8 protein-coding genes are annotated in these 9,246 nt (G+C 72.3%); 4 read left to right on the top strand and 4 right to left on the bottom strand.

The window, feature by feature from the left end:
* Positions 1-664: 664 nt before the first annotated feature.
* Positions 665-1,369: a tyrosine-protein phosphatase gene (locus H5J29_RS11315; protein WP_181780891.1), complete on the top strand. Its 705-nt coding sequence runs from the start codon at positions 665-667 to the stop codon at positions 1,367-1,369.
* A 4-nt stretch (positions 1,370-1,373) separates the two neighbouring features.
* On the opposite strand, the gene H5J29_RS11310 is transcribed toward H5J29_RS11315, so the two are convergent.
* The 3 genes from H5J29_RS11310 to H5J29_RS11300 all read right to left on the bottom strand — a co-directional run bounded on the left by H5J29_RS11310 (position 1,374) and on the right by H5J29_RS11300 (position 4,686).
* Complete coding sequence (locus H5J29_RS11310; RefSeq protein WP_181780890.1) at positions 1,374-2,513, bottom strand: CaiB/BaiF CoA transferase family protein; 1,140 nt, start codon at positions 2,511-2,513, stop codon at positions 1,374-1,376.
* Complete coding sequence (locus H5J29_RS11305; RefSeq protein WP_181780889.1) at positions 2,510-3,406, bottom strand: enoyl-CoA hydratase; 897 nt, start codon at positions 3,404-3,406, stop codon at positions 2,510-2,512. The genes H5J29_RS11310 and H5J29_RS11305 overlap by 4 nt, the downstream gene beginning before the upstream one ends.
* A 68-nt stretch (positions 3,407-3,474) precedes the next feature.
* Positions 3,475-4,686 (bottom strand): cytochrome P450, encoded by a 1,212-nt coding sequence (locus tag H5J29_RS11300; RefSeq protein WP_181780888.1) that lies wholly within the window; start codon positions 4,684-4,686, stop codon positions 3,475-3,477.
* A 250-nt stretch (positions 4,687-4,936) separates the two neighbouring features.
* On the opposite strand from H5J29_RS11300, the gene H5J29_RS11295 reads away from it, so the two are divergent.
* From H5J29_RS11295 to H5J29_RS11285, 3 genes are all read left to right on the top strand, one after another.
* Positions 4,937-5,767 carry a mycofactocin-coupled SDR family oxidoreductase gene (locus H5J29_RS11295; protein WP_181780887.1) on the top strand — a complete coding sequence of 277 codons (831 nt, stop codon included), beginning with the start codon at positions 4,937-4,939 and terminating at the stop codon, positions 5,765-5,767.
* A gap of 9 nt (positions 5,768-5,776) precedes the next feature.
* Positions 5,777-7,228: an aldehyde dehydrogenase family protein gene (locus H5J29_RS11290; RefSeq protein WP_181780886.1), complete on the top strand. Its 1,452-nt coding sequence runs from the start codon at positions 5,777-5,779 to the stop codon at positions 7,226-7,228.
* A 105-nt stretch (positions 7,229-7,333) separates the two neighbouring features.
* Positions 7,334-7,957, top strand: coding sequence for a TetR/AcrR family transcriptional regulator (locus H5J29_RS11285; RefSeq protein ID WP_181780885.1), 624 nt, complete (start codon positions 7,334-7,336; stop codon positions 7,955-7,957).
* On the opposite strand, the gene H5J29_RS11280 is transcribed toward H5J29_RS11285, so the two are convergent.
* A partial coding sequence (locus H5J29_RS11280; protein ID WP_181780884.1) for an AMP-binding protein occupies positions 7,935-9,246 on the bottom strand: 1,312 nt, incomplete at its 5' end. The genes H5J29_RS11285 and H5J29_RS11280 overlap by 23 nt on opposite strands.

The following is a 9,246-nucleotide window of genomic DNA, read 5'->3' as shown; positions in this document are numbered from 1 at the left end:
ACCGGGCACAACGCGGTGCCGTCCGAGGCGTGCGCCCAGCCGGGCGTCTCACCGGGTGTGATCCAGTTGCGCGGCGGCACCGGTACGGCGTGCTCACCGCATTCCGGGCAGCTTGCATACGACAACTCGTCCATTGGGTCTGCTCTCCTTGGCCGTGAGGCGGGCGATCGGCGGATGCCGGATCGCCCTGAGAGCGCCCTGGACGTGTCGTAGGGGCCCGACGCCAAGCCGCAGCCCGAAGATGCATTCCGGGCGCAGCGCACCCAAAGGGCCGGAAGGATCTCTCGGGACCGGCTTTGCGACGGGGGACGACACAGGCAAGCTCGGCCAAGGAGGTGTAGTGCTCACCCCGAAGCGTTCGCTGATGACCTCCGGCTGAGGTGTCTGCAGGCCCAGGTACTGGGGATGTGCACCGCGCGGACCGCAGCGATGCGGGGTTCGGGGCGGACAGGCGCCACGTCGGCCGCGTGTCGGCGAAGATCATCACCGCAGGGGCGGGCCCGATCCCGATGAGCTCCACGACTCGCAATCCAGCAAGTGGGCCGCCGTGGTTCGGCCGGCAGATCGAGTTCTCCAGGCATTTCCTCGATCTTCACGGTGTGCGCCTCTGCTGCGCCTAATATGAGATGGTGAGTCGCGAATCGCGTGGTGCCCGGTGATCCCGATGCTCGACACGCTCGCCAACTTCCGGGACCTCGGCGCTCTCCCGACGGTCCACGGTGGAGCCACGCGGCGCGGGGTCCTCTACCGGTCCGACGCCCCGCTGGCCGGGGACCGCAGGCCGGAGGCCCCGAGCTGGCCGCCCGCGCTCGTCCTCGACCTCCGGTCCGCGGACGAGCCCGTGACACCGCACGCCCTCGACCTGCCGGGCACCACGGTCCGCCGGATCCCGCTGATGGCCGAGGCGCGCCCGGGCACCTTCCACGCGTTGCAGGCCGAGGGATCGCTGAGCCTCGACGGGCTCTACTCCGCACTCGTCCAGCGCACGGCGGCGATCCTCCCGGAGGTCCTCGAGCTGATGCTCGCGACCCCCGGGGCGACCCTGGTGCACTGCACGGCGGGCAAGGACCGGACCGGCGTCGTGGTCGCCGTCCTGCTCGCGGCGGCAGGCGTGACCCGCGCGGCGATCGTCGAGGACTACCGCCTCACCGGCACGAACATGGAGCGGATCCGGCCCCGGATGCCCCCGGCGGACCGACAGGTGACCGCCCTGTCGGCCGGCTTCACGACCGGGGACGAGGCACCCGCCGCCACGATCTCCACCGCGATGGACCTGCTCGACCGGGCGGGCGGCGTCGCGCAGTGGCTCGACGCCGCCGGGGTCCGACCTGCCGTCCGCCGGGCCTGGCGCGCCCGGATGGTGGCCTGAGCGGCTACCGGTCGGCGAGCCAGCCGATAGGTCCACCCCCGTCGGCACCCAGCTCCGGCGGGTCCACCCGGTAGGTCGCGGGCGTGCGGGACAGCGTGATCGGGTTCCGTACCTGGGCTACGGTCCGTTCGCCCTCGGCAGGAACGACGGGCTCCAGCCCCAGCTCGGTGGCCAGCGTGAACGCCTGGCCCAGGTCGTTGATCGGCCCGCACGGCACGCCGCGCCCGGACAGCTCGGCGAACCAGTGGTCCGCGTCGTGCGCGGCCAGCGCCGACTCGATCTCGGCGATGAGCTCCGGACGGTTCGTCACCCGCAGCGCGTTCGACGCGAACCGCTCGTCCTCGGCGAGATCGGGCCTGCCGATCGCCTCGACGAGGAGCCGGAACTGGCGGTCCGTGGTGGCCGCGACCGCGAGCGGCCGGTCCGCCGTCGCCAGCGGCTGGTACGGGGCCACGCTGGGGTGCGCGTTGCCCATCGCGTGGGGCACCGCGCCGGTCAGCACGTGCGCCGACGACTGGTTGGACAACGCGGCCAGCACCGAGGACAGCAGGTTGACCTCGACCAGCTGGCCCTCCCCCGTCCGGTCCCGATGCCGCAGCGCGGCCTGGATCCCGATCGCGGCGTGCAGCCCGGTCACGATGTCGACGAGCGCGACCCCGACCTTCGTCGGCTCCCCGCCCTCCGGCCCGGTCACGCTCATCAGGCCGCCGACGGCCTGCGCGATCAGATCGTACCCGGCGAGGTGCGCTCCCCCGCCGGAGCCGAATCCGGTGATCGAGCAGTACACCAGCCCGGGGTTGACCTCGGCGAGCTGCGCGTAGCCCAGCCCGTACTTGTCCAGCGCTCCGGGACGGAAGTTCTCGATCACCACGTCGCAGGTCGCCGCCAGCTCGTGCAGCACCGCGCGGTCCGCCTCGGCCGCCATGTCGAGCGCGACGGAGCGCTTGTTGCGGTTGGTGCCGAGGAAGTACGTGGCCCGGCCCTCGTACAGCGGCGGCGACCAGGTGCGCGTGTCGTCCCCGATCCCGGGCCGTTCCACCTTCAGCACGTCCGCACCCAGGTCCGCCAGCAGCATCGTGGCGTGCGGGCCCGCCAGGACCCGGGACAGGTCGAGGACCCGGACACCCTCCAGCGCCGCGGTCACGCCTCGTCCTTCGCCGCGGGCTTGACCGCGGGAGCGGTCCGCCAGTCCGGCACCCCCAGCTCGGGCGTCCCGATGATCGAGGTGCCGCCGGACTCCACCGACCAGTGCGCGTGGTTGAGCTGGTGGATCGTGAAGGCGGCGTCGAGGGCGGAGGTGAATCCCATCGCGTCGACGCTCTGGTTCACCGACTCCTTGACCAGCAGCGACGCCATCGTTGGGACCTGGGCGATCCGGCGGGCGAAGGCGAGCGTGCGCTCGTCGAGCTCCTCGAGCGGGAAGACCTTGGAGACCATGCCGAGCCGGTGGGCCTCGTCGGCGTCGATCGAGTCGCCGGTGAGCAGCAGCTCCTTGGCCTTGCGCGGCCCGAACTCCCACGGGTGGCCGAAGTACTCGACGCCGCACATCCCCAGCCGGGTCCCTACGACGTCCGCGAAGCTCGTGTCCTCGGCGGCCACGATCAGGTCGCAGCACCACGCGAGCATCAGCGCCGCGGAGTAGACGTTGCCGTGCACCTGCGCGACGGTGATCTTGCGCAGGTTCCGCCACCGCTTGGTGTTCTCGAAGTAGTAGTGCCACTCCTGCCGGTGGCGCATCTCGACCGGCCCCGCCGTGCCGCCGTTGCAGGTGTAGGTCGGGTGCTCGCCCGGACCGCCACGCTCCCGCTCCGCGAGCGCGTCCTTCGAGCCCAGGTCGTGCCCGGCGGAGAAGGCGGGCCCGTTGCCCTTGAGGATCACCACCCGCACCGCGTCGTCCGCCTCGGCACGCCCGAAGGCGTCGTCGAGCTCCACGATCAGCCCCCGGCTCTGGGCGTTGCGCTGGCGGGGCCGGTCCAGGGCGATCCGGGCGATCCGGCCCTCGTCCAGGGTCTCGTAGGTGATGAAGCGGTAGCTCACTCGCGGTCCTTCCACGTGCCGGGGCGCGGCACCGGACACCCGGTGCCGCGCCCCCTTGGTCGGCGGTGTCAGCCCCGGCGGACCGGCAGCGACACCAGTTGGTTCACGAACATGTTGGCCCCGCGGACCGCCTCGCCGCCGGGGCGGAAGTCCTCGCCGCGCCGGAAGTACTCCTCGAGGAAGATCCGGATCTCCAGCCGGGCGACGTGGTTGCCCATGCAGTGGTGGATGCCACCGCCGCCGAAGGCCATGTGCCGGTTGGGCGAGCGGGTCGGGTCGAACTCGTGCGGGTTCGGGAACACCTCCGGGTCCCGGTTGCCCGCGGCGTACCAGAGGACGACGACGTCGCCCTCCTTGATCTCCCGGCCGCCCAGCTCGACATCGGCCGTCGCCGAGCGCGCGAAGTAGTTGACCGGCGAGACGAACCGCAGGAGCTCCTCGACGGCACCGGAGGTGTTGCCCGACTCGTACGCCCCGCGGATCGCGGCGGCGATCGACTCGTCCTCCATCATCATCCGCATGGCCTGGCCGAGCAGGGTGTGCGTGGTCTCGAAGCCGGCGAGGGTGAGCAGCGCGAGGTACTTCACACACTCGATCTCGGACAGCTGCCCGTCGTTGGCGACCCGGACGGCGTTGAGCGACGAGATGAGGTCCCCGTCGGGGTTCTCGCCCTTCTCCGCGAGCAGCCGCATGATCAGTCCGGCCAGGTTCTGCTGGCCGCGGATGTGGCGCTCGTGTCCGTCGGGGGCGTCGATCGCGAAGACGTCCTGCGCGCACTGCACCACGAACTCCCGGTCCGCGGCGTCCGGCATGCCCAGCAGGGCGCCGGTGACCTGACCGGGGATCTGGGCCGCGACGTCGGCGATGAAGTCGAACTCCGACCGGCCTGCGACCGAGTCGAGGACGTCGACGACGACCTCTCGGACCCACCCCTCGAACTTCGCCACGACGCGCGGCGTGAAGCTCTTGATCACCAGCTTGTGCAGCCGGGTGTGGTCCGGCGGGTCCATCAGCAGCAGCATCCCGCGCTGTGACTCCAGCACCTCCGGGGTCGGCAGCGGGTAGTAGCTCCCCCGCGTCACCGTGAAGTGCTCGTGGTCGCGCGACGCCGCCGCGATGTCCGCGTGCCGGGTCAGCGACCAGTAGGGCCCGGAGGCGGGCTCCAGGAGCGCCAGGGGTTCCTGGGACCGCTGGGCGTCGAACAGCGCGTGCGGCACGCCCGCCCGCCAGGTCTCGGGATCGGTCAGTTCCGCGGCCCTGAGACCGAGGTCCACCGTCATCGTCGACTCCGTCCGTGGTGGTGGGTGCCGTTCGGGGACGACACCCGGGGAAGTATTGAGCCAGCTCTTCTCAATATCCGATGACGGCGGTCACACTGTCAAGCCGGACATTCTCCGCCGTGAACGATCGTTGACCGCGTCACCCGACAGAGCTATGTTCTGAGACGCTCAAGCTGAAAACGTGGCGTCGAGGTCACCACCCTCCGGGGTGCGCCCCTCCGCCGCACCCGTCCGTTGTGGAGGTGGCGCCGTGGGGCGCGTCGAGGGAAAGGTCGCGTTCATCTCGGGCGTGGCACGTGGCCAGGGTCGCTCGCACGCCGTGCGGCTGGCCGAGGAGGGGGCCGACATCATCGGCTTCGACGTCTGTGCGGACAACCCGGACGTCGCCTACCCGCTGTCACGCGAGGAGGACCTGCAGGAGACCGTCGCGCTCGTCGAGAAGCACGACCGCCGGATCCTGACGAAGGTGCTCGACGTCCGGGACGCCGCGGGGATCCGCTCCTTCCTGGACACCTCGGTGGCCGAGCTGGGGCGCCTCGACATCGTCCTGGCCAACGCCGGGATCATGCCGACGGTCGGTGAGGAGCGGTTCCGCGAGTCCGCCTTCCACGAGGGCGTCGCGGTCATGCTCAACGGGGTGTTCAACACGGTCGAGCCCGCGATCCCGCACCTCAAGGCCGGCGGTCGCGGCGGGTCGATCGTGCTCACCAGCTCGACCGCGGGACTCAAGGGCACCGGGCAGGGCGACCCCGGCACGATGGGCTACGTCGCCGCCAAGCACGGCGTCGTCGGGCTCATGCGGGCGTGGGCGAACGTGCTGGCCAAGGACCTGATCCGGGTCAACACCGTGCACCCGACGGGCGTCGCGTCGCCGATGATCCTCAACGACGCGTTCGCGAAGTACGTCGAGGAGAACATGGACATCCTCGACACCCTGCAGAACCCGCTCCCCATGCCCAACAACGGGATGCTGCTCCCGTCGGACGTCACCGACACGATCCTGCACCTCGTCTCCGAGGCCGGGCGCTACGTCACGGGTTCGACCGTGACGGTCGACGCAGGCTTCTCCAACCGCGTCTGAGAGGCACTGATGACCACACTGGAGTCCCCCGCGGTCGACGTCGTCCGCAACCCGGCGGACGGCACCGAGCTCGCGCAGGTCCCCCGCACCTCACCCGACGAGGTCGCCGCACTCGCCGCCCGCCTGCGCGCTGCGCAACCCGCCTGGGAGGCGCTCGGCGTCGAGGGCCGCGCGGAGTGGCTCGCCCGCTGGCGTGACTGGCTCACCGAGCACCAGGCGCAGCTGATCGACCTCGTCCAGCAGGAGACCGGCAAGGCGTTCGGCGACGCGGCCTCGGAGCCCGCGTACGGCGGGATGGTCGTGCAGTACTGGATCGACCACGCCGCCGAGCACCTCGCCGACGAGCACCCCGCCTCCACGATCCCCACCCAGCGGCTGATCATCCAGCACCGGCCGTTCCCGCTGGTCGGCGTGATCACCCCGTGGAACTGGCCGATCACGATGCCGCTGCTGGACATCCCGGCCGCGCTGATGGCCGGGTCGGCGGTGCTCTCCAAGCCCTCCGAGCTCACCCCGCTGAGCTGGGGCGAGGCCGTGCGCGGCTGGCAGGAGATCGGCGCACCGGACGTCCTCGGGATCGCGACCGGGGGCGGCGAGACCGGCGCCGCCGTCGTCGACCAGGTCGACATGGTGCAGTTCACCGGCTCGGTGCGGACCGGGCGCGCGGTCGCGGTCCGGGCCGCCGAGCGGCTCATCCCGTGCGGGCTGGAGCTCGGCGGCAAGGACCCGATGATCGTCCTCGCCGACGCCGACCTCGAGCGGGCCGCCAACGCCGCGGTCTGGGGCTCCTGCGTCAACGCGGGCCAGGGCTGCAGCGCGGTCGAGCGCATCTACGTCGAGGCCCCGGCCTACGACGAGTTCGTCCGGCGGGCCGTCGAGGTCACCGAGTCCCTGCGGCTGGGCACCGACCGCACCGCGCCGCTGACCGTCGACGTCGGGGCGATGTCCAGCGAGGCACAGCTGAGGATCGTCGAGCGGCACGTGGCCGATGCGGTGGCGGCGGGCGCCCGGGTGCTCGTCGGCGGGTCCCGCGCCGAGGGGCCGGGCTGGTACTACCGGCCCACCGTGATCGTCGACGTCACCCCGGACATGGACGTCATGAGCGAGGAGACCTTCGGGCCGGTCGTCGCGATCCAGCGGGTCGCCGACGTCGACGAGGCCCTGCGCCTGTCCAACGAGTCCGCCTTCGGCCTCTGCGGCAGCGTCTGGACCGGCGACCGGGAGCGCGGGATCGCGCTCGCGAGCCAGGTCGAGGTGGGGGCGATCTGCGTGAACGACGCCTGCGTGACCAACTTCCAGCTGGACCTCCCCTCCGGCGGCTGGAAGGACTCCGGGATCGGGGCGCGGTTCGGCGGAGCCGGCGGCATCCGGAAGTACACCCGGGCCCGGGCGGTGCTCTCGACGCTCGCCGAGCCCGCGACCGAGCCGCACTGGTACCCCTTCGGGCCGCCTGCGAGCTGACCGCGGGACCACACGGGCCCGCGCCGCCTCTACGGCGGCGCGGGCCTCGCGTTGTACTGTCGAGACGGAGCGTCCGGAAATGGACGCGGCCCGTGAGGGGGACCGGTGACGAAGGCGGCGGCGAAGGGCCGTGCGGTGGCGGGCACACGCCCGCCCGGCAGGCCGCGCAAGGAGATCGACCCCGCCGCGGTGGCCGAGGCCGCGGGCCGGTTGTTCAGCTCCGGCGGGTACGAGGCCGTCTCGATCGAGGCCGTCGCGGAGCAGTTGTCCGTCTCCCGCGCCACGCTCTACCGCACGGTCCCGACCAAGGAACACCTGCTCGCGATCCTGTTCGAGCGCAGCACCCAGCGGCTAGACGAGCAGGCCACCGCCCTCGTCGCCGAGGGCCGCGAGCCTGCGGCCGAGCTCGAAGGGCTGGTCCGGCTCCATGTGGTCGCGGCCATCGAGACCCGCCGCTACATGGCCGTGTTCTTCGGGGGCGCCGGGCTGCCCGGGGACGTCTACGAGCGCTGGCAGCGCTTCAGCCACGACTTCGAGATGCTCTGGCGCGGGGTCGTGGAACGCGCCATGGCGGCGGGTGTGCTGGCCGCGGGCGACCCGGTGCTCACGACCCGGCTCGTCCTCGGCGCGGTGATCTGGGTGTCGCGCTGGTACCGCCCCGGCGAGGACTACAGCGCCGAGCAGATCGCCGACGCCGCGCTGGAGCTCATCGCGCACCGGCCCGGGTGAGCATCTCCCGCACCAGGTGCTTCTGGAGCTTGCCCGTGGCGTTGCGCGGTACGGCCGCCAGCACCAGCTCGCGGGGCAGCTTGTAGTCCGCGATCAGCGGTCGGCAGTGCTCGCGCAGCTCCTCGAGGGTGGGCGTGAGCCCCTCCCCCGGCGTCACGACGGCGACGATCGTGTCCCCCCAGTCCGCGTTCGGCCTGCCCACCACCGCGCAGTCGGCGACCGCGGGATGGCTGCGCAGGGCCTGCTCGACCTCGGCGGAGTAGACGTTCCGGCCGCCCGTGAGGATGACGTCCTTGAGCCGGTCGACCAGCTTCCACGCCCCGTCCGTGCCCTTGCGGAGCAGGTCGCCGGTGCGCAGCCAGCCGTCGCGCACGGTCTCGGCGGTGGCCTCGGGGTTGCGCCAGTAGCCCTTCATCACCGGCTCGCCCCGGAACAGCAGCTCACCGACCCCGCCGGCCTCGATGACCTCGGCGCCGTCCTCGCCGACCACCCGGAACTCGACGAACGGCTGGGCCAGGTGGCCCGAGGAGTCCGGCTCGGCCCGGACCTGCTCGGCCGTGGAGTACAGACCCGTCGGACCGGCCTCCGTCTGCCCGCACTGCTGATAGAACGCCACGTGCGGGAACGTGGCGACGAGGGTCTCGATCGTCTCCGCCGCCATCGGCGCCGCCCCGAAGACCCCGATCCGCCACGACGACAGGTCGCGGGTGCCGACCGCCGGGTGCCGCAGCAGGAACTCGTACATCGTGGGCACGCCGAGCAGCGCGGTGACCCGCTCCTGCTCCACGGTCGCCAGCAACCGCCCCGGGTCGAAGGCCCCGAGCAGCACGTTCGTGCCCCCCAGCAGCGTGACCGCGGAGGTGAACACGACGCCGCCGGAGTGGTAGAGCGGCGAGAGGTGCAGGTAGCGCTCCCCGTCCCGCATGCCGAGCGACGTGACCTGGGCCAGCGCCGCCCAGACCGCCCGGTGGTGGTCCAGCAGCACGCCCTTCGGGCGCCCGGTGGTGCCGGAGGTGTAGAGGATGTACGCGTCGTCGCTCTCGGCGGCCGCGTCGGTGGTCACCGGGTCGGCCGCAGCGGTCAGCAGGTCGGGATGGGCCCCGGCACCGAGGGAGAACCGGCGGACGGCCACCCCTGCCGCGTCCACCGCGGCTGCGTCCACCGCGGCGTCGAGCTCGGGTTCGGACACGACGACGGCGGCGCCCGAGTCCCGCAGCACGTGCGCGACCTCCGGGGGTGCCAGCCGCGCGTTGACGGGCACGACCAGCGCCCCGAGCCGGGAGGCGGCG

The sequence above is a fragment of the Pseudonocardia pini genome, assembly GCF_013870575.1.
Lineage (GTDB): Bacteria > Actinomycetota > Actinomycetes > Mycobacteriales > Pseudonocardiaceae > Pseudonocardia > Pseudonocardia pini.
Note: the sequence above shows the minus strand (reverse complement) of the source record. Positions and strands in the feature narration are given on the sequence as shown.

Bases quoted from the DNA above. Each gene is read 5' to 3' on its own strand.
- H5J29_RS11315 (WP_181780891.1), top strand. From the start codon at position 665: ATGCTCGACACGCTCGCCAACTTCCGGGACCTCGGCGCTCTCCCGACG.
- H5J29_RS11300 (WP_181780888.1), bottom strand. From the start codon at position 4,686: ATGACGGTGGACCTCGGTCTCAGGGCCGCGGAACTGACCGATCCCGAG.
- H5J29_RS11290 (WP_181780886.1), top strand. From the start codon at position 5,777: ATGACCACACTGGAGTCCCCCGCGGTCGACGTCGTCCGCAACCCGGCG.